Raw genomic sequence first — 26,317 nt, 5'->3', positions numbered from 1 at the left:
CTGCGGCAGGGCCGCGACGCCGATGGCCAGGCGGGCGTGCTCCCCGGCCTCGCCGAGCTCCTCGACGAACAGCTCCGAGGCAGCATTCATCACCACCGACTGCTCGGTGAACCCGGGGATGCAGGCAATGTAGCCGTTCAATTTCAGCACAGCCTCCACGTTCTCCAGCGAGCCCAGCTCCGCCGCAATGGCGGCCAGTGCGTTGCGCGCGGCAATCCGCGCGGCTTCCTGGGCCTGCGCCACGGTGACGCCGGCGCCCACGGTGCCCGGGCTGCTGACCAGCCCGTCCACCAGGGGCAGCTGGCCGCTGACGAAGAGCAGGTTGCCGGACCGGCGGACTGCGCGGAAGGGGGCCTTGGTGATGGCGGTGGTCCTCATGTGGTGCTCCTTGGGAATCGAGGGTGGAAACTAGACGGTCTGGGGTTCCAGCGCGTCCGGCTCGTCGGCATCGACGCCGACGGCGGACGTCTGGGCGGCGGCCCGGGCGGCCAGGATCGCCTTGACCTTGGGGAGCGGACGGCACCGCAGAGGGCGCCGACCGCCAGCCAGACGCCGATGGCCGTCACGACGTCGGAGGTGAGGTGGCTGGAGAGGAGGTAGGTCTGGTAGACCAGCACGCCAGCACCGAGGACGGTCAGCACCCAGTGCAGCTTCAGGCCGATCTTGAAGGGTGCGGTCCGGGCCGTCTCCGGGTGGAGGTAGCGCATCCGCAGCGAGGCGAACACCACGATCATGAACATCAGCTGGCCCATCACCGAGGCCGCGCTGGCGATGACGGTGATGCTGATGTGGAAGAGGGCCGGGACGATGCCCACCAGGTACAGGATGCCGATCAGGTAGTGCGGGGTGCCGAAGCGCTTGCTGACGGTGCCCAGCTTGGCCGGGAACCAGCCGTCGTCGACGGCGGCCAGGATGGACTTGGAGCCCCACAGCAGCTGGGCATTCATGGTGCCGATGACGGCCAGCACGGCGCCGCCGAGGATGAAGAAGAGCCACATGCCGTGCGGCATGAACGACTGGGCCACGACGGAGAGCGGCTGGCCGGCCACCTCGGCGATGGGCAGGACTCCGGCGGCCGGGATGGCGATCAGCACGTACAACAGGGCGGCGAAGATGGTGCCGCCCACAATGGCCAGCGGGATGGTGCGGCCCGGGGTCTTCATCTCGCGTCCGAGCTCGGCCACCACTGTGGCGCCGCCGGTGGCGAAGGTCAGCAGTGCGGAGGCCTGGAGCATGCCGGGCAGGCCGCCAGCATCACAAACGCCATGTAGATGCCCAGCTTGGAGGAGAACGCCGCGCCCATCAGGTTGGCCACGGCAAAGATGGTGATCCGCGATACGGCCACCACCGTGGGGTCGAACCACGGGTTGAGGCTGTTCAGGTAGGTGCCCGCGGTGAGTCCGTACAGGCTCAGGCTGGCCATCAGGAGGACAAAGAACAACAGGTTGGCGAAGCCTGCCAGCGGGTGCAGGAGCTTGGTGGCGTAGGTGTAGTTGCCGCCGGCGACCGGCATGGCCGCGCCCAGATAGGCGATGGGAAGCGAGACGAGCATGATGGCCACGGCGGCCAGGATGTAGGCGATCGGCACGCCGCCGCCGGTCATCGCAATGGCGACACCGGTGAGCGAGACCACGCCGCCACCGACGATCTGGTGGAACGAGATGCCCAGGGCTTGGGCGTGGTGATGGTGCGCTTGAGGTTGTCCTGGTTGAGGGACGTGTTGGCTGGGCTGCTGTGGGAGGTCACTGGTGTCCTTTCGCTGCGGATGCGCCGCGGGGCGCCGCCGGTTCACTGGCTACAGGTGGTTCAGGTCACATCTTCAACGTTGTGTTAGATATCCTGACGGCCCGTCGGAAGATGTCAATTGATTTTTGAAAATCCATCAACCGCCGGTTGAGCGCAGCGAAGGAGCCCGGGTGCTTTCGGGCGCGGAAAATCCCACCGCATCCCCATGGATGCAACGATTATGGTGTCGTGTGCGCCGCCCGCCGGGACGCTTCGGCGTGGCGGGCAAGCGTCAACAGAATGTTGATTCTGTGCCTTTGTTACGCCGTTGGTGCGTGCGCCGCCAGGCCGTTGACGATCAGATCCAGGCCGAAGCTGAAGGCGTCGTCGGCGCGCTCGGGCCGGCCCAGGCTGTCGGCGAGGGCATCGCGCAGTGCATCGGCGGCCAGCTCGCCCGGATCCCAGACGTTCTGGGGTGCGGCCACGTCCAGCGCCGAACCGAGGACATAGCTGTCCAGCACGGTGATGGCCTCCAGTACGCGCCGCGGGGAAAATCCCGCCCCGGTGAACAGCTCCGCCAGCACGTTGTACATCCGTATGGTGGTTTCGTCGCGGACGGCATAGGCGGTCAGCAGTGGAATGAGGCGGGGGTGGCGGGCGTAGGAATTCCGGTACTTGACGGCGATGTCACGCACCGCCGCCACCCAGTCCAGGCCGGGGCCGGGCAGGGTGATGGCCGCTACGGCCGCCCCGCGCATCAGCTCGATGATGTCGTCCTTGCCCGCGACGTGGTTGTAGAGCGAGGAGGGGCTGACGTTGAGCTTTTTGGCCAGCTCCGGGATGGTGAATTCGCCCCGCAGGTCGACCAGGTCCAGCGCGGCGTTGGCGATCAGATCGGGGGAGAGCTTCGGGCTCAGCGGGCGTGCCATGCGGGACCTCCTGGACGGTTCCTCCCATTTTAACGAACTAAATTCGTTTTACCCCTTGCGCCACGGGGATCCGGCACTCCATAATAAACGAACGCCATTCATTTTATGTGATGCAGATCTCGCAGGAGTAAGACCATGATTGAACTGACCAACTTCGCCCAGCCCCGTTCCTGGGCCCGGGTGGACGACACCGGACGCGCCCCGTTGCGGGTGGGCGTGGTCCAGCACCGCTGGCAGCTCGATGCCGCCGCCGTCGCCGCCGAACTGCGCGAGGGCATCGAACGCGCCGCCGGCCACGGAGCCACTGTGGTGTTCCTGCCCGAGCTCACGCTCTCCCGCTACCCGGCCGACACGCTGCCGCAGGGCACGCCGAACGCCATCGCCGAGGACCTGCTCACCGGCCCCACCTTCACCTTCGCCGCCGCGGCCGCCCGGGATTTCAACGTCACGGTCCATGCCTCGCTCTACCAGCGCGCGGACGGGCCTGACGGCGATGACGGCCTGGGCCTGAACACCGCCATCCTGGTTTCCCCGGCCGGCGAGCTGCTGGGCCGCACGCACAAGCTGCACATCCCGCGCACCGACGGCTACTACGAGGACAAGTTCTTCCGCGAGGGCCCGGCCGCCGCTGACGCCTACGAGGTCCACGCACCCGCCGAACTCGGCGGCGCCCGGCTGGGCATGCCGACCTGCTGGGACGAATGGTTCCCCGAGGTGGCCCGGATGTATTCCCTCGGCGGCGCCGAGCTGCTGGTCTACCCGACGGCGATCGGCTCCGAGCCCTCCTTCCCGGACTTCGACACGCAGCCGCTCTGGCAGCAGGTGATCGTCGGCAACGGCATCGCCAACGGCCTGTTCATGGTGGTCCCCAACCGCACGGGCCACGAGGGGACGGTGGAGTTCTACGGCTCCTCGTTCATCTCGGACCCCTACGGCCGCATCCTTCTCCAGGCCCCGCGCGGCGAGTCCGCCGTGCTGGTGGCCGATCTGGACCTTGCCCAGCGGGCCGACTGGCTGGAGCTCTTCCCGTTCCTGGCCACCCGCCGCCCCGACACCTACGGCCGGCTGCTGGACCCGGTGCGCAAGGACGCCCCGTACGGCGGCGAAGACGCCCCGCTGGCCACCGCCCCTGCCGCCGCCGGCGCCCCGTCCACCGGAAGCCGGGTGCACTGATGGGCTGGCTGATGCCCGCCGAGACGGCCCCGCAGGACCGCATCTGGATGGCCTTCCCGTCCGGGCGCTACACGCTGGGGGACACCGCCGCGGAGCAGCATGCCGCGCGGAGCACCTGGGCCGCGGTGGCCAATGCCGCCGTCGATTTTGAACCCGTCACCATGGTGGTGGCCCCGGGCGGGGAGGACGTGGCCCGGGAGTACCTGGACCCCCGGGTCGAGCTGCGCACCGCCGAGCTGGACGACGCCTGGATGCGCGACATCGGCCCCACCTTTGTCCTGGACGACGGCGACGGCGGCGGGGACGCCGGCGGCCGGCCGCGGCTGGGGGCCGTGGACTGGGTGTTCAACGGCTGGGGCGCCCAGGACTGGGCCTGCTGGGACCACGACGCCAAGATCGGTGCCACCGTGGGCGCCTGGTCCGGCGCCGGCGTCGTCCGCTCACCGCTGGTGAACGAGGGCGGCGGCATCCACGTCGACGGCGAGGGGACGGTGCTGGTCACCGAGACGGTGCAGCTGGACCCGGAACGCAACCCCGGCGCCACCAAGGCGGAGGTGGAGGTCGAGCTGGCCCGCACCATCGGCGCCACCAAGGTCATCTGGCTGCCCCGCGGCCTGGCCCGCGACGCCCAGCGCTTCGGCACCCGCGGCCACGTGGACATCGTCGCCGCCATCCCCAGTCCCGGCACGCTGCTGGTGCACAGCCAGCAGAACCCCGCCCACCCGGACTTTGGCATCACCCGGGACATCATCGCGTTCCTGGCCGGCACCACCGACGCCAAGGACCGGAAGTGGACCATCATCGAGGTCCCGGCGCCGGAAACCCTGATGGACGAGGAGGGGCCCGTGGACTACAGCTACATCAACCACCTGGTCCTCAACGGCGGCGTTCTCGCCTGCTCCTTCGACGATCCCATGGACGCCAAGGCCGCCGGCATCCTGGCCGAGGCCTACCCCGGCCGCCGCGTCGTCAGCGTTGACGCCCGCGAGCTCTTTGCCCGCGGTGGCGGCATCCACTGCATCACCCAACAGCAACCCTCGGTTCCACGTGAAAGGCCCCGGCCATGAGCCAAACGATCCGCAACGAGCCGACGCCGGGGACGTCGTCGTCCAAGCACGTCCCGCACGCCCACGGAGTCGAGGCCCATGACGCTGCCGGCACCAAACACGGCATCACCGGCAAGGGCCTCAAGGGTGGCCAACTGGGGCTGCTGGCCGTCGTCGTGCTGGGCATTTCCTCGGTGGCGCCGGCCTACAGCCTGACCAGCTCGCTGGGCCCGACGGTCAACGCCGTCGGCGTGCAGCTGCCGGCCATCTTCATCGTGGCCTTCATCCCGATGATCCTGGTGGCCTTCGCCTACCGGGAGCTCAACGCCGATTCCCCGGACAGCGGCACCACCTTCACCTGGACCACCAAGGCGTTCGGTCCGTTTGTCGGCTGGATGGGTGGCTGGGGGCTGCTGGCGGCCAACATCATCGTCCTGTCGAACCTGGCCGGCGTCGCGGTGGATTTCTTCTATCTGTTCCTGGGCGAGATTTTCTCCAACCCGGACCTGGCGGACCTGACCAACAACAAGGCGCTGAACATCGCCACCTGCCTGGCGTTCGTGGCACTGGCCGTCTGGGTCAGCTACCGCGGGCTCCACGCCACCAAACTCGTCCAGTACTCCATGGTCGCCTTCCAGATCCTGGTGCTGGTCCTGTTCACGGTCATGGCCGTGGTGCACGCAAGCGCGGAGAACTCCGGCACGGCGCTCGCCTTCAGCTGGGATTGGTTCGACCCCACCAAGATCACCAGCTTCGCCCAGTTTGCCTCCGGCATGTCCCTGGCGGTCTTTGTCTACTGGGGCTGGGACGTCTGCCTGACGGTCAACGAGGAGACCAAGGGCGGCAAGGGCACCGCCGGCAAGGCCGGGACGACGACGGCGATTGCCGTGCTGGGCCTGTACCTGCTGGTCATCGTGGGCACCATGATGGTGGCCGGCATTGGCGAAACGGGCATCGGGCTGAACAACCCGGACAACCAGTCCAACGTCTTTGCCGCACTGGCCTCCCCGGTGATGGGGCCGCTGGCGGTGCTGATGTCGCTGGCCGTGCTGGCCGGCACCGCCTCCTCGCTGCAGTCCACCATGGCCTCCCCGGCCCGCAGCCTGCTGTCGATGAGCCACTACGGTGCGCTGCCGCCCCGCTATGCCACGGTCAGCAAGCGCTTCGGTTCCCCCGGCTATGCCACCATCGCTGCCGGCGCCATCTCCGGCGGGTTCTATGCGGTGATGAAGATCGTCAGCGAAAGCGTCCTCAACGACACCATCCTGGCGCTGGGCCTGATGATCTGCTTCTACTACGCCCTGACCGCCTTTGCCTGCACCTGGTACTTCCGGCACAGCATCTTCGCCAGCGTCCGCAATTTCTTCCTGCGGCTGCTCTGCCCGATGCTCGGCGGCGTGCTGCTGACGGTGGTCTTCCTCCAGACGGCGGTGGACAGCTGGAACCCGGACTTTGGCAGCGGATCCCAGCTGTTCGGCATTGGCCTGGTCTTCCTCATTGGCATCGGCCTGCTGGCCCTCGGCCTGGTGGTCATGATGCTGACCTACTGGCGCCGCCCCGGCTTCTTCCGCGGCGAAACCCTGAGGAAGGACACCCCCGCACTCGTGGTCCCGGAGTGACACAGCGAAAACCGCGCCCCTTCCCAGGAGGCGCGGATTTCGCGGTGCCACTGCGGGACGTCAGCCGGTGGGGCGGGAGAGGCGGCGCACGGCCAGGGCCAGCCAGAGCTGCACCCGGTCCGCCGTGACGGCGGGATCGTAGCCGGTGAGCTCGGCAATCTGCGTCAACCGGTAGCGCACCGTGTTCCGGTGCAGGGTCAGCGCCTCCGCCACCGAGGCCACCGAGCCGTTGAGCCGCAGGTACACCTCCAGCGTGTTCACCAGCTCGGCCGAGTGCGCGGCGTCGAAGTCCACCAGCGGGCCCAGCGCCTCGGCGGCCATGTCGGTCATCGGCACGTCCTCGCTGGCCAGCAGCAGGGATGTCAGGCTGAGCCGCTCGGGCAGGTTCACCTCCTGCCCGCGCGAGGCGGCCTCGCGCGCCTCGTAGTAGCTCCAGCGCAGGCCGTTGGCCTGGGTGTAGGCGCCGCCCACGCCCACGGAGCCGGACACGCCCACCTGGTGCATCTGCCGGGCCAAGGCCCGAGCCATCGTTGCCGGGTTGCCCAGCTGCGGGGGCACCACCACCAGGAGCTCGTGCACCTCGCCGGTGCTGAGCACGGCCGCGACGGCGGACTCCAGCTCCGTCGGCAGCGCCATCGTGGACAGCGTGGCAAAGGAGGCGGCGGAGGCCTGCACCAGCAGGATCTGGTTCTTGGCGGCGGGGTCGATCTGCAGCCCGTGCAGCCGGGCGTCGGCCACCGGCGCCTCAAGCGCCCCGCGCACCACGTCGCCGAGCACCTGGCCGGCAATCTGGCGGGCGGTGCGGCGGCGCTGGACCAGGTTGTTCAATTCCACGCTGATCAGGCCCTTGGCGTAGTCCACGATGCCGTCGTCGACGTACGGCTTGAGCAGCCAGAGCGTGCTGGCGTCCCGCTTGCCCGTGGCCAGCGCCACCGGCAGCCAGTCGTCGTCGTTCACGGCCATCCCCGGCACGGTGGAAAAGAGGTCGCTGCCAAATTGGGTGAGCACCAGGTCCGTGCCGACCATGCCGGCGAGCTTGCGCAGCAGCAGCGGCAGGCCGCCGCCGGAAAGCAGGGCGCGCGCCAGCACCTGGTGCTGGCTGAGCAGGCGCTCGAGCTTGGCGTAGTGGTCGGCGCTGCGCGAATCCGCCACCAGCTTGCCGATGGCGATGAAGGGCGTGCCGTAGGGGACCTCGATGACCGGCACGCTCCACCGGTTCGCCTCGGCCACCAGGGCCGGGGGCACGGCGTCGTGGCCGAACCCGACGCCAAAGCCGATCCCGACGGCGCCGGCCCGCCTGATCTGGCGGACAAAGCCCCGCTGCGTGTCGGCCGTCAGCTGCCGGGCGCCGATGGTGAGGACCAGCTCACCGCCGCTGAGGAAGGGCTGCGGGTTTTCCAGTTCCGTCACGGCCACCCAATCGATGGGGGTGGTGAGGGTGGAGCGCGAGGAGCCCAGGTTCTTCAAATTCAGCTGCGGCGTGGCCAGCAGGTCCGCCAGGGAAATTGCCATGGTTCAACTATACAAACGCACTAATGCCATGCGGTGCAGTGGTGCATACGGCCATTCTCCAGAGGCTGGCCCGTGGCCTAGGCTCAGCAGAGACCCAAACGTCCTTGCATGGCGGCACGGCACTTTCGATGCCATGACGGCGGCGCCAGGTACAGCAACAATCAATTGGAGAGGAACGTCCACAGTGGTCCAGACCCTGCAGAATTTCATCAACGGCGAGTTCGTCCCCGCCACCGGGACCGAGTCGCTGGACATCGTCAATCCCACCAATGGCGAGGTTGTGGCAAAGGCGCCCATCTCCAGCCAGGGCGACATTGACGCTGCCATGGCCGCCGCTGCCGCCGCCTTCAAGACCTTCAAGCGCGTCACGCCCCGGGACCGCCAGGCGATGCTGCTGAAACTGGCCGACGCCATCGAGGCCCGCAGCGATGAACTCGTTGAGGCCCAGCACCGCAACACCGGACAGGTCAAGGCCATGATTGCCAGCGAGGAAGTTGCCGCCGGGGCTGACCAGCTGCGCTTCTTTGCCGGTGCCGCCCGGCTGTTCGAGGGCAAGTCCGCCGGCGAGTACATGGACGGCTTTACCTCCTACATCCGCCGCGAACCCGTGGGCGTCATCGCCCAGGTTGCGCCCTGGAACTACCCGTTCCTGATGGGCATCTGGAAGATCGGCCCGGCGCTGGCCGCGGGCAACACCATTGTGCTCAAGCCCTCCGACACCACGCCGGAAAGCACCCTGGTGCTGGCCGACATCGCCAAGGACATCCTGCCCGCCGGCGTGCTGAACGTGATCCTGGGCAACGGCGGCACCGGTGCCGCCATGGTGGCGCACAAGGTCCCCTCCATGGTGTCCATCACCGGCTCCGTCCGGGCCGGCATCGCCGTCGCCAAGGGTGCCGCCGAGGGCCTCAAGCGTGCGCACCTGGAGCTGGGCGGCAAGGCCCCGGCCATCGTGTTCGCCGACGCGGACCTGGGCAAGACGGCCCAGTCCATCGCCGAGTTCGCGTTCTTCAACGCCGGCCAGGACTGCACCGCTATCACCCGCGTGCTGGTGGAGGAATCCGCCCACGACGAGCTCGTGGCAGCACTGGCCACCGCCGCCAAGGGGCTGGAGACCGGCCACCAGGACGACAGCCAGAACTACTTTGGCCCGCTGAACAACATCAACCACTTCAACCAGGTCTGCAAGGTGGTGGAGAACATCCCCGAGTACGCCACGGTGGTCACCGGCGGCCACCGCGCCGGCGACAAGGGCTTCTTCTTCGAGCCCACCATTGTCGACGGCGTGAAGCAGACGGACTCCATCGTCCAGGACGAGACCTTCGGCCCGGTCCTGACCGTGCAGACGTTCAAGACCGAGGAAGAGGCCGTGGAAATGGCCAACGACGTCGAATACGCGCTCGCTTCCAGCGTCTGGACCGCCAACCACGGTGTGGCCATGCGCGTCTCCCGCGACCTGGACTTCGGTGCGGTGTGGATCAACACCCACATCATGCTGACCGCCGAGATGCCGCACGGCGGTTTCAAGCAGTCCGGCTACGGCAAGGACCTCTCGATGTACGGCGTCGAGGACTACACCCGCATCAAGCACGTGATGAGCTCGCTGGACGCGTAGGCGCCGGCCCCCACTCCACAACACTTGCGCCAGGGCTCCGGCCCCGGCGCGGCCCCCCACACAGCATTTTTGAAAGGTAGAACCATGGCAGAAATCCAGTACCGTCTCGAGCAGAAGCGGGCGATCCTCGGGGCGTTCCCGGGTCCGAAGTCCGCGGCTCTGAACGAGCGCCGCAAGTCGGTGGTCGCCGGCGGCGTGGCCTCCTCCGTGCCGGTGTACGTCCAGGACGCCGACGGCGGCATCATCAAGGACGTTGACGGCAACTCCTTCATCGACCTGGGTTCGGGCATTGCCGTGACCAGCGTCGGCGCCTCCGACGCCGCCGTCGTCGCCGCCGTGCAGGAGCAGGCCGCGCACTTCACCCACACCTGCTTCATGGTCACCCCGTACGAGGGCTACATCGCCGTCGCCGAGGAGCTGAACCAGCTCACCCCGGGCGACCACGAGAAGCGCACGGTGCTGTTCAACTCAGGCGCCGAGGCCGTGGAGAACGCCATCAAGGTGGCCCGCCTGGCCACCGACCGCGACGCCATCGTCGCCTTCGACCACGCCTACCACGGCCGCACCAACCTGACCATGGCACTGACCGCCAAGGCCATGCCGTACAAGACCAACTTCGGCCCGTTCGCACCGGAGATCTACCGCGTGCCGATGAGCTACCCCTTCCGCGAAGCCACCGAGATCAAGGGTGAAGAGGCCGCCCAGCGCGCCATCACCATGATTGAGAAGCAGATCGGTTCCGAGTCCGTGGCCGCCATCGTGATCGAACCGATCCAGGGCGAGGGCGGCTTCATCGTCCCGGCCGAGGGCTTCCTGCCGACCCTGGCCGCCTGGGCCAAGGACAACGGCGTCGTCTTCATCGCCGACGAGGTCCAGTCCGGCTTCTGCCGCACCGGCGCCTGGTTCGCCTCCGAGCACGAGGGCGTTGTTCCGGACATCATCACCATGGCCAAGGGCATCGGTGGCGGCATGCCGCTCTCGGCCATCACGGGCCGCGCCGACCTGCTCGACGCCGTCCACCCGGGCGGCCTGGGCGGGACCTACGGTGGCAACCCGGTGGCCTGCGCCGCCGCGCTGGCCGCGATCACCTCGATGCGCGAGTTCGACCTGAACGCCCGTGCGCAGAACATCGAGAAGATCGTGGGCGACCGCATGGCGGCCCTCGCCGAGGAGCTGGGCGAGAACAACATCATCGGCGAGTTCCGCGGCCGCGGCGCCATGGTGGCCATCGAGCTGGTCAAGCCGGGCACGGCTGCCACCACCAAGGAAGCCAACGCCGAGGACACCAAGGCCATCGCGGCCGCCTGCCTCGGGGCCGGCGTCATCATCCTGACCTGCGGCACCTACGGCAACGTGGTCCGCCTGCTGCCCCCGCTGGTCATCTCCGACGAGCTGCTCAACGACGGCCTGGACGTGCTCTGCGACGCCATCCGCGCCGCCGTCAAGTAACACCCCCCATACTGCGGCCCCGCCGCACGGACCAGATGCTGCCCGCTGCTGGTCCGTGCGGCGGGGTCGTTTTGTGTCCAGCCCCCGCGGGTTTTGTCCGGCCCGTCAGCCGGCAGGGGCTGCCTCGTCCACGAAGGGGACCTTGGCGACGTACTGCTGGTAGAGCTTGACGGCGTCCTGGAGCGGCAGCTGCCCGAACTCCAGCATGGTTTCCAACCCCTCCAGCTCCGCGTTGCAGGTCTCGGCGGCTGTGACGCGCCCGTCCAGATCGCGGGATTTGCTGAGGTTGGTGGCCACGGCCGCTGCCACCGACACCAGCAGCGCCACCAGGCAGAGGACCCGCCACACCGTGGAGCTGTCCTCGATGCCGAGGCTGCCCTGCACGGTGGCAGTGAATGACTTTCCACCCAGCGCCGGCCCGGCCGTCATCACGGCGGCGACGGCGCTGCCGGCAACACTGAGGTTGGCCAAGCGGTTCCGCCGGGGCCTGGCGCGTTTGAGGAATGCCGAAAGGTTTGCCCGGCGCGCTGCGACGCGTGCGGACAGCTGCTGCCGGACGTCGGCTTCGTCGCCCATGGGCTCTCTCCTGCCAGTCTGCGGCCGGCCGCCGGCGGTGCGTCCGCCGCCCGCCCCGCGCCGATGCTGCTTCGATCTTAAGCCCGACGGCGGGGCCGGGGACATGGCCGGCCCGCCCGGATCTCCACACTGCCGGATCTCCGCGCGGCCGCAAGCGGCCTTGGTCGATCACCGAGGACGCTGGTCGAGCGGAGCTGGGGCCTCCCGCGCCCGGGGAGTCAAGCGATCCGGGCACCGGGACCTTAGACGGCCCGGGAAGGCGGCTGTAGAGTCTGAGCTACCAATGCTCCAGCGCTGCAGCACGGTGGTCTCGGCGTGCAGCCTCGAACCCGAAGAAGGGTTGAAGATATGCGATACGTAGTTGGATTCAGGCATGATGAGCGCGGTGCGGACGCGATTGCCCTCGCAGCCGTGATAGCCAAGACCCAAGGGGCCACCCTGGACGTGGTCCATGTCGTCGCCAAGAACGCACCCCATGCGTCCATGAACCCGGACCTGACCAGGATTGAAGCCGCCAAACAGCGTGTCGAGAGTGCCAAGGCCGAGGCCCTGCGGCTCGTACCGCTCGGCGTGGACGCCACCTTCCATGTGCGCGAGGCCGATTCCCTGGCATCCGGTCTGATCGCGGCCGCCACGGAGTTCTCCGCCGGCCTGATCGTGGTGGGTGCCTCGCGGCACGGACTGTTCAAACGCTTCACTGTGGGCAGCGTGGCCAACGCACTGCTGCATGCGTCTCCGGTGCCGGTGGCCCTGGCCCCGCGCGGCTACAACCGCAAGGGCGCGCTGAGCCGGCTGACGGTCATGACTGGCACGCGCGAGGGTTGGCGGGCAGTGGTCAAGGTGGGCGTGCATTCGGCCGGCCGGCGCCATGTGCCGCTCCGGCTGGTGTCCATCCTGGAACTCGACCAGCTGGAACAGGACGAGTACGACCTCGACAATCCGCTCAGCCCGGCCCGCCAACACGCCAAAACCGCCCTGGCCGAGGCGGCCGCCACGCTGCCGGAGGGTGTCGGCACAGTCGCAGTGGCACACGGGCGCAGCATCGAGGAGGCCATCGATTCCATCGGCTGGAAGGCCGGCGAGCTGGTGATCGTAGGCTCCAGCCGGCTGGCGGAGAACAACAAGATCTTCCTGGGCCCGACGGCGAACAAGATCCTGCGCGCACTGCCGGTGCCGATGGTGGTGGTTCCGCGGGACTACGAGCAGCTCGACGACTGAGACTCCCCGGCCGCTCCCGCCATTCGCAGGCTCGTGCCGGGGCCCTCGCGGCCGTGGGCCCAGACCGCCCCGCCATTCGCAGGCTCGTGCCGGGGCCCTCGCGGCCGTGGGCCCAGACCGCCCCGCCATTCGCAGGCTCGTGCCGGGGCCCTCGCGGCCGTGGGCCCAGACCGCCCCGCGCGGAGTTCGGCGGCAACGGTGCGCAGGGGCTGCCCTGCGCACCGTTGCCGGCCGGCGTTGCGCAGAACGGTGCGCCTAGGCCTGGAGGAAGGCGTCGCTGAAGAGCAGCTGCAGGCCCTCGGCCATGGTGGGGTGGCTGATGACGGCGTCACGCACCTAGTGGTAGGCCAGCCCGCCCAGCATGGCCATCTGCACGACGGCGATGGCCTCGCTGGATTCGTGGCCCAGCAGCGCGGCGCCCAGGATCTTGTCCGTGCCGCGTTCGACGACGGCCTTCCAGACGCCGTCGAGCTCCCCGACGGTGCGGGCCCGCGGGATGGCGGCCACGGGCATCTTCGCCACGCGGATGTCCAGCCCCGCATCCCGGGCCTGGGCCTCGGACAGGCCCACGCGGCCCAGCTCGGGGGTGGTGAAGACGCAATAGGGGATCAGCCGGTCCCGGGTGCTCAGCGATCCGCCGGCCAGGTTCGCCTTGAGGATGCGGTAGTCGTTCCAGGAGGCGTGGGTGAACTGCGCGGTGCCCGCCACATCGCCGGCAGCCCAGACGCCGTCGGCGGTGGCACGCAGGTGCTCGTCAACCTCGATGAAGCCGCGGGCGTCCAGGCCAATGCCCGCCGCCGCCGGGCCCAGGTCCGCTGTTGCGGGGGTCCGGCCCACCGCCACCAGCAATTCATCCGGCGTGGCCGTGCGGCCGGAGGCCAGCGTGGCTGTCACGGTGCCATCGGCGGCGCGGGCCACGGCCACCGCCTCCTCGCCCAGCAGCACCTCGATGCCGGCGGCGCGGAAACCATCCTCCACCGCCTGCGCCACGTCGGCATCCTCACGGGGGAGTAGCGAGGACCCGCGCTGGATGACGGTGACTGAAACGCCCATGGTGGCCAGCAGCGATCGCAGGGCCAGGATGGTGTTGCTGTCGAGCACCTTGGCCTCGGCGAGCCCGGGGATGGGCGGGTGGAACGGGACCATGCCGGTGTTGACCACCACGTTGGTGCCGCGCAGCGTGCGCCGGCCGCCGTCGTCGAGCTCCACCTCCACGGTCTTTTCAGCCACAAAACGGGCCGTGCCAATGACCAGATCCATGCCCGAGGCCAGGAAGGATTTGCGCTGCCCGGCCACCATGGTGCCCACCACGTCCTCCTTGCGGGCGCGCAGCAGATCCACGTCAACCGCAGGAGCGTCGGCCCCGGTGATCCCGAAGGAGGCGGCGCGGCGCATGGTGGCGCGCAGGCGGGCGCTGTTGACCACCGTCTTGGTGGGGATGCAGGCGACGTTGATGCAGGTGCCGCCGATCATGCCGCGCTCCACCATCGCCACGGACTGCCCGGCGGCGGCCAGGTCCATCGCCAGCGACTTCCCGGCGTTGCCGCCACCGACCACCAACAGATCAAAGTCTTCGACGCTCATGCCAAGGTCCTTACACATCCGGGAGCCGGACCGCATGGACCGGTGCGCCTCAGCCTAGCGCCCGAGGGGCCCCAATCGAGCGCAGCGAGATTGGGGAGGGTGCAACGGCGCTAGCGCCCGAGGGGCCCCAATCGAGCGCAGCGACGTGGGGGGAGAACGCGACGGCGCTAGGCCGGAACGGCGGCCCGGCGCAGCAAAACCGTCCGGCGGAAGCCGCGCAGCATGTCGAGGGTCAGCAGGGCCAGGGCCAGCCAGACGATGAAGAAGCCCACCCACTGCTCAAAGCCCATGTGCTCGCCCAAGATGGTGATGGCGATGATGAACTGCAGCACCGGGGCAAAGTACTGCAGCAGGCCGAGGGTGGTCATCGGCAGCCGGCTGGCGGAAGCGCCGAACCAAACCAGCGGCACGGCGGTGATCACGCCGGAGGAGACCATCAGCCAGAAGTGGCCAGGCCCCTCGGCACCCAGGGTGGCCACGCCGGTGGCGCCCATGGCCACCATGGTCACGGCGGCGAACGGGGCCAGGACAGCCGTCTCAATGCTCAGGCTGGAGGTGGCGTCCACCTTGGAACCCACCTTCTTCTTCACGAAGCCGTAGAGGCCAAAGCTGAAGGCCAGCACCAGAGCGATCCAGGGCAGCTGGCCGTAGCCGATGGTGAGCACGACGACGGCGGTGAAGCCGGTGGCCATGGCGGCCCACTGCAGCGGGCGGAGCTTTTCCTTCAGGACCAGCACGCCCAGCAGCACGGAGACCAGCGGATTGATGAAGTAGCCCAGTGAGGCCTCAATGGCGTGCCCGGTGGTGATGCCATAGGTGTAGGTGAGCCAGTTGATGGCGATCAGCACCGCGGCCAGGGCGAGGACGCCGAGCACCTTGGGGTCCCGGACGGCGTCGGCAAACTTGCGCCAGCCGCGGGTGGCGGTGAGCAACAGGGCACAGAAGACCAGCGAGAAGACCACACGGTTGGCGACGATCTCCACGGCAGTGGCGGGGATCAGCAGGGCAAAGTAGATGGGCAGCAGGCCCCAGATGCCGTAGGCGCCGATGCCGTAGAGCACCCCCGTGCTGGATTCGCTGCGCGGACCCTTGGCTGGTTTGAGGGATGTGGTTGCTAGGGCTTTTTCGCTGGTCGACACACGAAACATAACAGCACCGGCAAGAGGGCTATTCCAGAGCCACCCTGTGAGGAGTGGCACGTTTGTGCTTGTTCCGGCGCCGGAGTGGCCGGATGGATTCCCGCCGTGCTTGGCGCGGGTCCGGACAGACAATCTAGACTGGGTGCTGGTGCCGCAGGCCAAACCCCGCGGCGCATCTGATTTGGCCCCGGCGCTGCGCCGGGACCCAACAGTTCGGAAGGACTCCCCCTTGTCTAGCTCGACATCCGCCCGCCCGTTCCGCGTTGCCATCATTGGCTCTGGTCCCGCCGGCGTCTATGCCGCCGACATCCTGACCAAATCGCAAGAGGTGGCGGGCGGCGACGTTGAGGTCAGCATTGACCTGTTTGAGTCCTACCCCGCCCCGTACGGCCTGATCCGCTACGGTGTGGCCCCGGACCACCCGCGCATCAAGGGCATCGTGAACGCCCTGCACAAGGTGCTGGACCGCGGCGACATCCGCTTTCTGGGCAACGTCACGTTCGGGCGCGACCTCAGCCTGAGCGACATCCGCTCCTTCTACGACGCCGTCATCTTCGCCACCGGCGCCATCAAGGATGCGAACCTGGACATTCCGGGCGTCGAGCTGGACGGCTCCTACGGCGGCGCGGACTTCGTCTCCTGGTACGACGGGCACCCGGACGTTTCGCGCGAGTGGCCGCTGGAGGCCCAGGAAATCGCCGTGATCGGCAACGGCAACGTGGCCCTGGACGTGGCCCGCATGCTCTCCAAGCATGCCGATGACCTACTCGTCACCGAGATTCCGGACAACGTCTACGCCGGGCTCAAGAAGTCTCCGGTGACGGATGTGCACGTCTTTGGCCGCCGAGGCCCCGCCCAGGTGAAGTTCACCCCGCTGGAGCTGCGCGAGCTGAGCCACTCCAACGATGTCGACATCGTCCTGTACCCGGAGGACTTCGAGTTCGATGCTGCCTCGGACGAGGCGATCCGGACCAACAACCAGGTCAAGACGATGGTCAACACGCTGACCAACTGGCTGGTGGAGCAGCCCGAACACCATTCGGATTCGCCGCACGGCACGTCCTCCCGCCGGCTGCACCTGCACTTCCTGCACACGCCGGTGGAGATCACCGGCGACGACGGCAAGGTCACGGGCATGCGCTTTGAGCGCAATGAACTCGACGGCACGGGCAACGTCCGCGGCACCGGCGAGTTTGTGGACTACCCGGTCCAGGCCGTCTACCGCTCGATCGGCTACTTCGGCTCCGAGCTGCCCGAGCTCGAGTTCGACGCCAAGCGCGGCGTGGTGCCCAACGTCGCCGGCCGCGTGCTCGACGCCGACGGCAACCCGGTGCCGGGCATCTACGCCACCGGCTGGATCAAGCGCGGCCCGGTGGGCCTGATCGGCCACACCAAGGGCGATGCCCTGGAGACCATTGGCTGCCTGCTGGAGGACCGGCTCAGCCTGCCCGCCGCCGAGCGCCCGGACGAGGACGAGGTCATCAAGCTGCTCGAATCCCGCGGCGTGGACTACACCACGTGGGAGGGCTGGCTGAAGCTGGACGAGCACGAAAAGTCCCTCGGCACCGCGTGGACCGCGGAGCACGACGGCGGACCGGTGCGCGAGCGCGTGAAGGTGGTTCCGCGTGAGGGCATGGTCGAGGTTTCGCGGGGCTAAGCGCGCGCGGCCGCCCCGACGGCCCCCGGTCCGGGGCCGGGGCGCGCATGGTCTGCGCGCGGCCGCCGGGGCAGAACCCTGCGAATTAACGGGCACGGAAACAATGATGTCAAAAATTAAGCGCTGATCGTCTCAGCATGTAAGACGATTCGCTGGGCGGCGCTGACGGCGGATACGGCCCGCGGCTACGGTTTATGGGTTAGTTTCTTGTCCCTGCCGAGTGGAATCCATGAACCTGTTGCGCACCAAATCCATCGAACGTTCCATCGCTGATGCGGACGAGCCCGGACGTACCCTCAAGCGGACGCTGAGCACCTGGGATCTGATGATCATGGGCATTGCCGTGGCCGTCGGAGCCGGAATCTTCTCCGTGGGCGCCAAGGCTGCCGCCTTCAACGCCGGCCCGGCCGTCACCATCTCGTTCGTGCTGGCCGCCGTCACCTGTGCACTGGCCATCATGTGCTACGCCGAATTTGCCACGGCCATCCCGGTGGCCGGCAGCGCCTACGTCTTCACGTACGCCACCATGGGCGAGCTCCTGGCCTGGATCATCGGCTGGAACCTGGTGCTGGAACTGCTGATGGCAGCGTCGGTGATTGCCAAGTACTGGGGTGTATACCTGAGCAACTTCCTGCAGGCCGTGAACATCAACGTGCCCGCCGAGGTTGCACTGGGACCGGTGACCGTCTACTGGGGACCGTTGATCGTCGTCGCGGTCTTCACCACCGTGCTGGTGCTGGGCACCAAGCTCTCGGCCCGCATCAACAACGTCTTCACCATCATCAAGATCGCCATCGTGCTCTTTGTGATTGTGGTGGGCTTCTTCTTCGTCAAGGCCCAGAACTACACGCCGTTCATCCCGGCCTCGCAGCCGGCTGTGAACACCGGCGTGGCCTGGACCGAGCAGCCGTTCCTGTCCTTCCTCAGCGGTGCCAACCCCTCCATCTACGGCTTCTCCGGCCTGATCTCCGGTGCCGCTCTGGTGTTCTTCGCCTTCATCGGATTCGACGTCGTGGCCACCAGCGCCGAGGAGGTCAAGAACCCCAAGAAGACGCTGCCCCGCGGCATCTTCGCCGGCCTCGCCGTGGTCACGGTGCTGTACATCCTGGTGACGCTGGCCGTCACCGGCATGGTCCCCTACACCGACCTTGCGGCCACCAAGGACCCGTCCCTGGCGACGGCCTTCCACTTGGTCGGCGCCGACTGGGCCGTCGTCGTGATCTCCCTGGGCTCGCTCATCGGCCTGACCACGGTGATCATGGTGCTGCTGATGGGCCTGGCCCGCGTGACCATGGCCATGAGCCGCGACGGCCTGCTGCCGCGTTCGCTGAGCAAGACCAGCGACAAGCGCAGCACCCCTGCCCGCCTGCAGATCATCTGCGGCGTGGTGGTGGCAGTGGTGGCAGGCTTCACCCCGGTGGAGCTGCTGGGCGAGATGATCAACATCGGCACGCTGTCGGCGTTCGTGATGGTCAGCGTCGGCATCCTAGTGCTTCGCCGCAAGCGCCCGGACCTCAAGCCGGCCTTCAAGGTGCCTTTCGGCCCGGTCATCCCGGTGCTCTCCGCCGCACTGTGCCTGTACCTGATGTTCAACCTGGCTACGCTGACCTGGCTGTTCTTCGGCATCTGGCTGGCCGCGGGCCTGGCGTTCTACTTCGCCTACGGCTACCGGAACTCCCGCCTGCGCAAGGAAGAGGACCAGTCGCGGCTCGACGCTGTCGCCACGGCCGCTTCCGAGCCCCAAGTCCGGGAGCTGGACTCCGTCTAGCGTTCAACCCGCAACTGCCCCGCAGTTAACGTCCGCTTGGGCCGCCAAGCGAACGTTAGATGCGGGGCAGTTTGGGTTAAAGAGCCGCGTGCTCTGCCACCCAGTCAACCAATGGATGCAGCTGCACCCAGAGTGCGGCGATCTCGTCCTTGGCTTCAGGAGTGTCCATCCACTCCGGCTGGCCCAGCAGCACGGAGGCGGAGAGCGATTTGTGCTTGAGCAGCTCCGCGCGCGGGTGGTCCTTGTCGAAGCCGCGGGGGACGGTCTTGAGGGTCTCGCCCTCGATGCCGAAGCCGGCGCCGGCGACGGCGGCCACGATGTCCGCCAGGGCGGCACCGCTGGCGGGGGCGTCGACGGCGGCGCGGTACCGGGCCAGCTGCGCCGGGGAGTACGAGTGGTAGCCGCCGCCCACCAGCAGGCCGTCGGCGCTGATCTGCAGGTAGTAGCCCAGCCCCTCGTGGGATGCGGCAAAGGCGCCCTGGGTGGTCTTGTACGGGGACTTGTCCGCCGAAAAGCGGACGTCGCGGTTGGGTCGGAAGATCTTCGCCGGGCCGAACTCCGGCTCCACCTCGGCAAACAGGGCCTCCAACGGCGCCCGCACGGCGGTGTCGTAGACGGCCTTGTGCTCCAGCCACCAGGGCCGGTTGTTGTTCTCCTCCAGCTCGGCATAGAACGCGATGGCGGCTGCGGGGATCCCGGAAAATGTGTCCATGGATGGATCCTACGGAGCGTGCAGCCCCCAGGCCAGCGGCGCCGGGGATCTGTGGACAACGCCCGGACCGCGCTGCTCAGAGTTCGGCGCGAACTGTGCGCAGGAGCTGCCCGTGCGCAGCGCTGGAGGCTGGCGGTGCGCAGAACGGTACGGTTGCGGCCTTAAGCACCGAGGGTTTCGGCTTCGCTCAACCACCGCGGTGGTTGAGCGAAGCCGAAACCCTGTTGGGGATTAGCCCAGGTTGGCCCGCAGCTTGGCGCCGAGCTCGGCGTCAACGTTGGTCCAGTACGCGATGGCGCGCTCCTTGATGTCGGCATCCTGCACGCCGCCGACGGCACCGGTGATGGTGTCCAGGAAGCGGGCGCGGGCGCCGTCGTCGTACACCTCGCGGTACAGCGTGCCGGCCTGGCCGAAGTCGCTGTCCTCGGCGTGCAGGGAGTGCGCGGACAGCGTCAGGGCGCCGTCGTTCTCCCAGCCGCCACCGGGGGTGGTGGGCTCAACGGCAGCGGCGCCGCCCTTGGAGTTGGGTGCGTAGACCGGGGTGGACGCGGAGTTGAAGTGGTAGCGTCCCTGGCCGTTCTGGCTGTAGTTGTGCACCTCGTTCTGCGGGGCGTTCACCGGCAGCTGGGCGTGGTTGGTGCCCACGCGGTAGCGGTGTGCGTCGGCGTAGGAGAAGATGCGGGCCTGCAGCATCTTGTCCGGGGAGGCGGCGATGCCGGGGACGAAGTTCGACGGCGCAAAGGTGGCCTGCTCGATCTGCGCGAAGTAGTTCTCCGGGTTCTTGTCCAGGGTCATGGTGCCCACATGGATCAGCGGGTAGTCCGCCTTGGGCCAGACCTTGGTCAGGTCGAACGGGTTGAAGCGGTACTCCTTGGCATCCTCGTACGGCATGACCTGCACGTGCAGCTCCCAGGACGGGAAGTTGCCGGCCTCGATGTTCGTGTAGAGGTCGCGGATGTAGTAGTCGGCGTCGGAGCCGGCCAGGGTCTCTGCCTCTTCGCCGCTCATGGCCTTCACGCCCTGGTTGGTGTGGAAGTGGTACTTGACCCAGAAGCGCTCGCCGGCGGCGTTGATCCACTGGTAGGTGTGCGAGCCGTAGCCCTGCATCTCGCGCCAGGAGGCCGGCAGGCCGCGGTCGCCCATCAGCCAAGTGACCTGGTGGGCGGACTCGGGGGAGAGGGTCCAGAAGTCCCACTGCATGTCGGCGTCGCGCAGGTTGGAGCCCGGCAGGCGCTTCTGCGAGTGGATGAAGTCCGGGAACTTGATGCCGTCGCGGATGAAGAACACCGGGGTGTTGTTGCCGACGAGGTCGTAGTTGCCCTCGGAGGTGTAGAACTTCACGGCGAAACCGCGGGGATCGCGCCAGGTGTCGGGGGAGCCCTGCTCGCCGGCCACGGAGGAGAAGCGGATCAGCATGTCGGTCTCGGTGCCGGGCTGGAACAGCGCTGCCTTGGTGTACGCGGAGACGTCGGCGCTGGTCTTGAAGGTACCGAACGCGCCGCCACCCTTGGCGTGCACTACGCGCTCCGGCACGCGCTCGCGGTTGAACTGGGCCAACTTCTCCACCAGGTAGTGGTCAGTCAGTGCGATGGCTCCGTCGGCACCGGTGGACTGGGAGTGGGCGTCTGAGGTGACGGGGGCACCGGACTGGGTTGTGGAATGGGCAGTCATGATTCTCCTGTTGTTGGGTTTCTTGGCTGGTGGTGCCCGCAAGGGGCGGTCCGACGGCGGCGGCAGGGGAGGCCCCGTGCCGCGCCGGCGGAAATCTAGGGGGCGCAGTCGCTGCAGATGCCCTGGTACAGGACGTCGGCAACCTTGATGGTCATGGTGGAGCTGCTGGGCGTCAGGCAGGGGGCGTGGCCGACGGCGCAGTCCACGTCCTCGATCTTTCCGCAGCCGGTGCAGACGGCGTGGTGGTGGTTGTCCCCGGTACGCGTCTCGTACCGGGCGGGGGAGTTGGGCGGCTCGATCCGGCGCAGCATGCCCAGCTCGGTGAGGTCGGACAGGACCACGTAGACGGACTGGAGGGTCAGCGCCGGCAGCTGGCCGCGGGCGGCCTCGGCGACGGCGTCGGCCGTGGCGTGCGGGAGGTGCTCGACGGCGTCAAGCACCGCCAGGCGCTGCTTGGTCACCCGGCGGTCGTGGGAGTGCAACTGCGCCGCCCAGCCTGCCTCGGTGTGCTCCATGGTGGTCATGGCACCAGTCAACCATTTATCCTGAGTAATTCACAATAAGGGCGGCCTAAGCGGCGTGTCGGCGCGCGGCGGCCATCTGCGGCGCAGATGCCGCGACCTTCAGTGGACCAAGGCCACGCGAGCTGCGCTACAGATTGCCGGCCCCGCCCGGCGCGTCCGCGGAGGTGGCGGTCCCGCCGTCGGGCGCCGGTGCAGCCCCGATAGGCTGGGGCGGTGCAAAAACTCCTGGCTGACACCACCCCGCTGCGCGAAAGCCCCGACTTCCGGCGGATGTGGCTGGGGACGGCGCTGTCATCGATCGGCACCCAGCTCACCGTCGTCGCCGTCAGCCTGCAGATCTACCACCTGAGCCAGTCCACCTGGTCCGTGGGCCTGTTGGGCATCTTCGCCCTGGTGCCGCTGGTGGTGGCGGGCCTGTACGGCGGCTCGGTGGTGGACGCCCGCGACCGCCGCACGGTGGCCCTGGCCAGTTCTCTGGTGCTCTGGCTGGTGACCATCGTGATCGCCGTCCAGGCCTGGCTGGGGCTGGACAACATTTGGCTGCTGTACGTACTGGTGGCCATCCAGTCCGGGGCCGGGGGCATCAACCAGTCCGCCCGCAGCGCCATCATTCCGCGTCTGGTGCGCAAGGAGCTGCTGCCCGCGGCCAACGCGCTGAGCATGATCGTCTTTGGCCTGGGCACCACGCTGGGCCCCCTGCTGGCGGGCGTGCTCGTGGCAGGCATCGGCTACGGCTGGACCTACACGGTGGACGTGCTGACCTTCATGGCCTCGCTCTGGGCGCTGCTGAAGCTGCCGCCCATGCCGCCGGAGGGGGCGGTGCACAAGGCCGGGCTGCGCTCGGTACTGGAGGGCTTCCGGTTCCTGGGCACGCGCAAGAACGTGCGGATGACCTTCCTGGTGGACCTGTGCGCCATGGTCTTTGCCATGCCCCGGGCCCTGCTGCCGGCCATCGGCGCGGTGTGGCTGGGCGGTGGCGCCTCCACCGCGGGCATCCTGCTGGCGGCGATCGCGGCGGGTTCCTTTCTGGCCGCGCTGTTCTCCGGTCCGCTGGGGAGCGTGCGCCGGCAGGGGCTGGCCGTGGTCTGGAGCATCACCCTGTGGGGCGCGGCCATTTCGGCCATGGGCGGGGCCGTGCTGGCCGGCGGGCAGCAGAACGACGGCGGCGTCTCGCCCTGGATTGTCGGTGCTGTGGCCGCCCTGGTGGTGGCCGGCGTCGCCGATTCCGTCAGCGCCGTGTTCCGCTCGACCATCCTGCAATCGGCCACCCCTGACCACCTGCGTGGACGCCTGCAGGGCATCTTCATCGTGGTGGTGGCCGGCGGCCCGCGGCTCGGCGACCTGTACTCCGGCGGCACCGGCCAGTGGCTCGGCGAGGGGATGGCCGCCGTCGTCGGGGGTGCCCTGTGCATTGTGGCGGTCTGGGTGATGGCCCGGCTGCAGCCCGGGTTCCTGCACTACGACGCGCGGCACCCCGTCCCCTAGCCCAGCATGGACCAACGCCGCCCCGGGAACACCTGTGGCGGCCTAGACGTTTCCCTAGTAACCCCGCAGCGGGGTGTGGGTAAGGAGAGCAGGAACGGTGCACCAGCATTACAACGGCTTGAAGACGGCGGCCCTTTTTGGCGTGCTCTGGGCGGTGCTGCTGGGGATCGGCGGCATCATTGCCAACAGCACCTCCAGCGCCGCGCCGCTGTGGATCTTCGCCCTGATCGGCGTCGGCACCACCGCGTACGGCTACTGGAATTCGGGCAACATCGCCATCCGGTCCATGCAGGCGTACCCCGTGACCGAGGCCCAGGCCCCTGCCATCTACGCCATCGTGCGCGAGCTCTCGACCCGGGCCAAGCAGCCCATGCCGGCCATCTACATCTCGCCCACGCAGGCCCCGAACGCCTTCGCCACCGGCCGCAACCCGCAAAACGCCGCCGTCTGCTGCACCGTGGGCATCCTGGGCATCCTGAACGAGCGCGAACTGCGCGGGGTGTTGGGGCACGAGCTCATGCACGTCTACAACCGCGACATCCTCACCTCCTCCGTGGCGGCCGCGGTCGCCGGCGTGATCACCTCGGTGGCGCAGATGATGCTGTTCTTTGGCGGCGGGGACAGGCGCAACGCCAACCCGATCGCCATGATTGCCATGGCCCTGCTGGCCCCGCTCGCGGCCTCGATGATCCAGCTGGCCATCAGCCGGACCCGGGAGTACGACGCCGACGAGGACGGGGCGAAGCTGACCGGCGATCCGCTGGCGCTCGCCTCGGCCCTGGCCAAGCTGGAGCGCGGGGTCCAGCGCGCGCCGCTGCCGCAGGAGCAGAACCTGGTGAATACCTCGCACCTGATGATCGCCAACCCGTTCATGGCCGGCGGCGCCGCGAAGCTGTTCGCCACCCACCCGCCGATGGCCAAGCGCATCGCCCGGCTGGAGAAGATGGCCGGCCGGCCGCTGTCCTGAGGCAACTGGGAGCAACGGGCTGGACGGGGAAGGGAGAATGGGTCCATGCGATTGATCCTCATCCGGCACGGCCAGACGCCGTCCAACGTCGAAAACGTCCTGGACACCGCCTTTCCCGGCGCCGAATTGACCCCGATGGGCCTCCGGCAGGCCGAGGCGGTGCCCGCCGTGCTGGCGCAGGAGGGCATCACCGCCCTGTACGCGTCCACGCTGACCCGCACCCAGCTGACCGCCGCGCCGCTGGCCAAGGCCCTGGGCCTGGCGGTGCAGGTCCGCCCGGGGCTGCGCGAGATTGCCGCCGGCGCGCTGGAGATGCGGGGCGACCTCGATGCCATGATGGGCTACCTGGCCACGGTGCGCCAGTGGTTGCAGGGCGACCTCGAGGTCCGGATGGACGGCGCCGACACCGGCGCGGAGGTCCTGGCCCGCTTTGACGAGGTGGTCCGCGAGGCCGAGGAAGCGGCCGACGGCGGCACGGTGGCCATGGTCAGCCACGGCGCCATGATCCGCGTCTGGGCCGGCTGCCGCTCCGCCAACATCGATTGGTCCGACAAGCGTTACTACATGCTGGAGAACACCGGCTTTGTGGTGCTCGAGGGCACCATGGACACCCCCGTTCCCGGCGGCGAGTGGAAGATCCTCGACTGGACCGGGCACGGGACACTGGATGCCTGAGAGCCGCAGGGTCCAGCTCACCGCCCAATTGAACGCCCTGCCGCGGCCGCGGTTGAAAGTGACGAGCTGGGCGTGGCTGGGTTTTGTCGCCGCCTGCCTGGCGCTGCTGGCGGTGGGGGCGCCGCTGAACGTTACGCTCTACCAAATGCCGCTGGGGTTCGGGCTGGGGCTGGCCATCGCGCACACCGCGGCCCTGGCCCTGACGGCTGTGCGCCCGGCCACGGGCATGCTGCTCTCGCTGCTGCCGCTGGCCGTGATGCCGCTGGTGTCCACCCCGGTGGGCGCCGCCCCGATGCCCTTCAGCGTGGTGGCCATGGTGACGCAGGTGCTGGTGGTCTGCATGACAGGGCTGCGCAGCAGGGCGATGCTGGCCGCCGTCGGCTGGCTGCTCAGCGTGGCCGTGGGGACGGCCGTCATCTACCGCAGCACCGCGGGCGCGGCAACGGCGGGCACCGAGACCAACGTGGTGGTCTTCGCCGCCGTCTCGGGCGGGCTGATGGTGGCCTCCGTGATCACCCAGCAATGGCAGAACATCAGGGTGCAGCTGACGGCCGAGCGCACCCTCAGCGCCGAGGAGCAATCCCGGCGCCGGCTGGCGGAGGAGCGCACGCGCATTGCCCGCGAGCTGCACGATGTGGTGGCGCACGGTATGTCCTCCGTGGTGGTCCAGGCGACGACGGCGCCCTTCCGGCACCCCGGCATGCCACCAGAGGTTGCGGCGGAGTTTGAGGACATCGCGGCCAGTTCCCGCAGGGCCATGTCCGAGATGCGCGCGATGCTGGGCGCCCTGCGCAATGCCGACGCCGGTCCGGAGCTGGGTCCCCAGCCAGGGCTCGCGGACCTGGGCCCGCTGGTGGCCGCGGCCACCAAGGCCGGGATTTCGGCCAGCATCACCGGACTGGACCGGCTGGATCCCGACGGCGTGGGCGAGGTCATTGCGCTGACCGCCTACCGGATTGTGCAGGAGGCGCTGAGCAACGTCATCCGCCATGCTCCCGGCGCCTCGGCCCAGGTGGGCCTGGCGATCCGCGGCGGCAGCCTGGCGGTGGAGGTGGCCAACGGACCCTCCGCGGTGGGTGCTGTGATGGCGCAGCTGGACCGCGGCCACGCCTCCGGGCACGGTCTGGTGGGCATGCGCGAGCGGGCCTCCATCGTGGGTGGCAGTGTGGTCTGCGAGCCAACTCCCGACGGCGGGTTCATGGTGGGCGCGCTGCTGCCGCTGGCCGAACCCGGCAATGGCGGCACCGCGTGAACGCAACCACCCGCCGGGGCG

General features: G+C 68.6%; 22 protein-coding genes and 1 pseudogene. 12 read left to right on the top strand and 11 right to left on the bottom strand.

The features are described from left to right. Window positions 1–9: 9 nt before the first annotated feature. From ACQCSX_RS11400 to ACQCSX_RS11385, 4 genes and pseudogenes are all read right to left on the bottom strand, one after another. Window positions 10–378: pseudogene (locus ACQCSX_RS11400) on the bottom strand (RidA family protein); the annotation flags it as partial. After that, complete coding sequence (locus tag ACQCSX_RS11395; protein WP_427015437.1) at window positions 375–1,235, bottom strand: APC family permease; 861 nt, start codon at window positions 1,233–1,235, stop codon at window positions 375–377. The pseudogene ACQCSX_RS11400 and the gene ACQCSX_RS11395, both read right to left, overlap by 4 nt. Beyond that, entirely contained in the window at window positions 1,211–1,792 is a 582-nt protein-coding gene (locus ACQCSX_RS11390; protein ID WP_427015436.1) for an APC family permease, read from the bottom strand. The genes ACQCSX_RS11395 and ACQCSX_RS11390 overlap by 25 nt, the downstream gene beginning before the upstream one ends. Before the next feature lie 253 nt (window positions 1,793–2,045). Next, complete coding sequence (locus tag ACQCSX_RS11385) at window positions 2,046–2,654, bottom strand: TetR/AcrR family transcriptional regulator C-terminal domain-containing protein (RefSeq protein ID WP_427015435.1); 609 nt, start codon at window positions 2,652–2,654, stop codon at window positions 2,046–2,048. 135 nt (window positions 2,655–2,789) lie between these two features. Here ACQCSX_RS11385 and ACQCSX_RS11380 point away from each other — a divergent pair, with 135 nt between their 5' ends. The 3 genes from ACQCSX_RS11380 to ACQCSX_RS11370 are packed head-to-tail and all read left to right on the top strand — an operon-like array spanning window position 2,790 to window position 6,492. Then, entirely contained in the window at window positions 2,790–3,827 is a 1,038-nt protein-coding gene (locus ACQCSX_RS11380) for a nitrilase-related carbon-nitrogen hydrolase (protein ID WP_427015434.1), read from the top strand. Window positions 3,828–3,838: 11 nt separating this feature from the next. After that, a complete protein-coding gene (locus ACQCSX_RS11375) occupies window positions 3,839–4,894 on the top strand; it encodes an agmatine deiminase family protein (RefSeq protein WP_427015433.1) in 1,056 nt (351 codons plus the stop codon). Beyond that, window positions 4,891–6,492: an APC family permease gene (locus tag ACQCSX_RS11370; RefSeq protein ID WP_427015432.1), complete on the top strand. Its 1,602-nt coding sequence runs from the start codon at window positions 4,891–4,893 to the stop codon at window positions 6,490–6,492. Before ACQCSX_RS11375 ends, ACQCSX_RS11370 begins: the two co-directional genes overlap by 4 nt. 60 nt (window positions 6,493–6,552) lie before the next feature. Here ACQCSX_RS11370 and ACQCSX_RS11365 read toward each other — a convergent pair whose 3' ends face one another. Continuing rightward, complete coding sequence (locus tag ACQCSX_RS11365; RefSeq protein WP_427015431.1) at window positions 6,553–8,004, bottom strand: PucR family transcriptional regulator; 1,452 nt, start codon at window positions 8,002–8,004, stop codon at window positions 6,553–6,555. Between the two features lie 184 nt (window positions 8,005–8,188). Here ACQCSX_RS11365 and ACQCSX_RS11360 point away from each other — a divergent pair, with 184 nt between their 5' ends. Both ACQCSX_RS11360 and gabT read left to right on the top strand, forming a co-directional pair. Further along, a complete protein-coding gene (locus ACQCSX_RS11360) occupies window positions 8,189–9,619 on the top strand; it encodes a gamma-aminobutyraldehyde dehydrogenase (protein WP_427015430.1) in 1,431 nt (476 codons plus the stop codon). Between the two features lie 84 nt (window positions 9,620–9,703). After that, window positions 9,704–11,068, top strand: a complete 1,365-nt coding sequence (gene gabT / locus ACQCSX_RS11355) for a 4-aminobutyrate--2-oxoglutarate transaminase (protein ID WP_427015429.1) — start codon at window positions 9,704–9,706, stop codon at window positions 11,066–11,068. 105 nt (window positions 11,069–11,173) lie between these two features. Here gabT and ACQCSX_RS11350 read toward each other — a convergent pair whose 3' ends face one another. Beyond that, window positions 11,174–11,644 (bottom strand): hypothetical protein, encoded by a 471-nt coding sequence (locus tag ACQCSX_RS11350; RefSeq protein ID WP_427015428.1) that lies wholly within the window; start codon window positions 11,642–11,644, stop codon window positions 11,174–11,176. Between the two features lie 348 nt (window positions 11,645–11,992). Between ACQCSX_RS11350 and ACQCSX_RS11345 the strand changes: the two genes are divergently transcribed. Continuing rightward, on the top strand, window positions 11,993–12,862 hold the full coding sequence (locus ACQCSX_RS11345; protein WP_427015427.1) for a universal stress protein: 870 nt from the start codon (window positions 11,993–11,995) through the stop codon (window positions 12,860–12,862). 336 nt (window positions 12,863–13,198) lie between these two features. Here ACQCSX_RS11345 and ACQCSX_RS11340 read toward each other — a convergent pair whose 3' ends face one another. Continuing rightward, window positions 13,199–14,446 carry a dihydrolipoyl dehydrogenase family protein gene (locus tag ACQCSX_RS11340; RefSeq protein ID WP_427015426.1) on the bottom strand — a complete coding sequence of 416 codons (1,248 nt, stop codon included), beginning with the start codon at window positions 14,444–14,446 and terminating at the stop codon, window positions 13,199–13,201. A 167-nt stretch (window positions 14,447–14,613) separates the two neighbouring features. After that, the gene (rarD, locus tag ACQCSX_RS11335) at window positions 14,614–15,594 is read right to left on the bottom strand and encodes an EamA family transporter RarD (protein ID WP_427015425.1); all 981 of its coding nucleotides are present in this window, start codon (window positions 15,592–15,594) and stop codon (window positions 14,614–14,616) included. 220 nt (window positions 15,595–15,814) lie between these two features. Here rarD and ACQCSX_RS11330 point away from each other — a divergent pair, with 220 nt between their 5' ends. Both ACQCSX_RS11330 and ACQCSX_RS11325 read left to right on the top strand, forming a co-directional pair. Further along, window positions 15,815–17,242, top strand: coding sequence for an FAD-dependent oxidoreductase (locus ACQCSX_RS11330; RefSeq protein ID WP_427015424.1), 1,428 nt, complete (start codon window positions 15,815–15,817; stop codon window positions 17,240–17,242). Between the two features lie 229 nt (window positions 17,243–17,471). After that, on the top strand, window positions 17,472–19,010 hold the full coding sequence (locus tag ACQCSX_RS11325; RefSeq protein WP_427015423.1) for an APC family permease: 1,539 nt from the start codon (window positions 17,472–17,474) through the stop codon (window positions 19,008–19,010). 76 nt (window positions 19,011–19,086) lie between these two features. Here ACQCSX_RS11325 and ACQCSX_RS11320 read toward each other — a convergent pair whose 3' ends face one another. The 3 genes from ACQCSX_RS11320 to ACQCSX_RS11310 form a co-directional block, all read right to left on the bottom strand. Beyond that, window positions 19,087–19,722, bottom strand: coding sequence for a DUF2461 domain-containing protein (locus ACQCSX_RS11320; protein WP_427015422.1), 636 nt, complete (start codon window positions 19,720–19,722; stop codon window positions 19,087–19,089). A 231-nt stretch (window positions 19,723–19,953) separates the two neighbouring features. After that, window positions 19,954–21,393 carry a catalase gene (locus tag ACQCSX_RS11315; protein ID WP_427015421.1) on the bottom strand — a complete coding sequence of 480 codons (1,440 nt, stop codon included), beginning with the start codon at window positions 21,391–21,393 and terminating at the stop codon, window positions 19,954–19,956. Window positions 21,394–21,488: 95 nt separating this feature from the next. Then, window positions 21,489–21,917 carry a Fur family transcriptional regulator gene (locus tag ACQCSX_RS11310; RefSeq protein ID WP_427015420.1) on the bottom strand — a complete coding sequence of 143 codons (429 nt, stop codon included), beginning with the start codon at window positions 21,915–21,917 and terminating at the stop codon, window positions 21,489–21,491. Between the two features lie 213 nt (window positions 21,918–22,130). Here ACQCSX_RS11310 and ACQCSX_RS11305 point away from each other — a divergent pair, with 213 nt between their 5' ends. The 4 genes from ACQCSX_RS11305 to ACQCSX_RS11290 all read left to right on the top strand — a co-directional run bounded on the left by ACQCSX_RS11305 (window position 22,131) and on the right by ACQCSX_RS11290 (window position 26,296). Continuing rightward, window positions 22,131–23,402 carry an MFS transporter gene (locus ACQCSX_RS11305; RefSeq protein WP_427015419.1) on the top strand — a complete coding sequence of 424 codons (1,272 nt, stop codon included), beginning with the start codon at window positions 22,131–22,133 and terminating at the stop codon, window positions 23,400–23,402. Between the two features lie 97 nt (window positions 23,403–23,499). Continuing rightward, complete coding sequence (htpX, locus tag ACQCSX_RS11300) at window positions 23,500–24,369, top strand: zinc metalloprotease HtpX (protein ID WP_427015418.1); 870 nt, start codon at window positions 23,500–23,502, stop codon at window positions 24,367–24,369. A 45-nt stretch (window positions 24,370–24,414) separates the two neighbouring features. Next, complete coding sequence (locus tag ACQCSX_RS11295; RefSeq protein ID WP_427015417.1) at window positions 24,415–25,044, top strand: histidine phosphatase family protein; 630 nt, start codon at window positions 24,415–24,417, stop codon at window positions 25,042–25,044. Then, window positions 25,037–26,296, top strand: coding sequence for a sensor histidine kinase (locus tag ACQCSX_RS11290; protein WP_427015416.1), 1,260 nt, complete (start codon window positions 25,037–25,039; stop codon window positions 26,294–26,296). Before ACQCSX_RS11295 ends, ACQCSX_RS11290 begins: the two co-directional genes overlap by 8 nt. Window positions 26,297–26,317: the final 21 nt, after the last annotated feature.

Source organism: Pseudarthrobacter sp. P1 (assembly GCF_050156935.1).
Taxonomy (GTDB): Bacteria; Actinomycetota; Actinomycetes; order Actinomycetales; family Micrococcaceae; genus Specibacter.
This window is presented reverse-complemented; position numbering and strand designations above follow the sequence as displayed.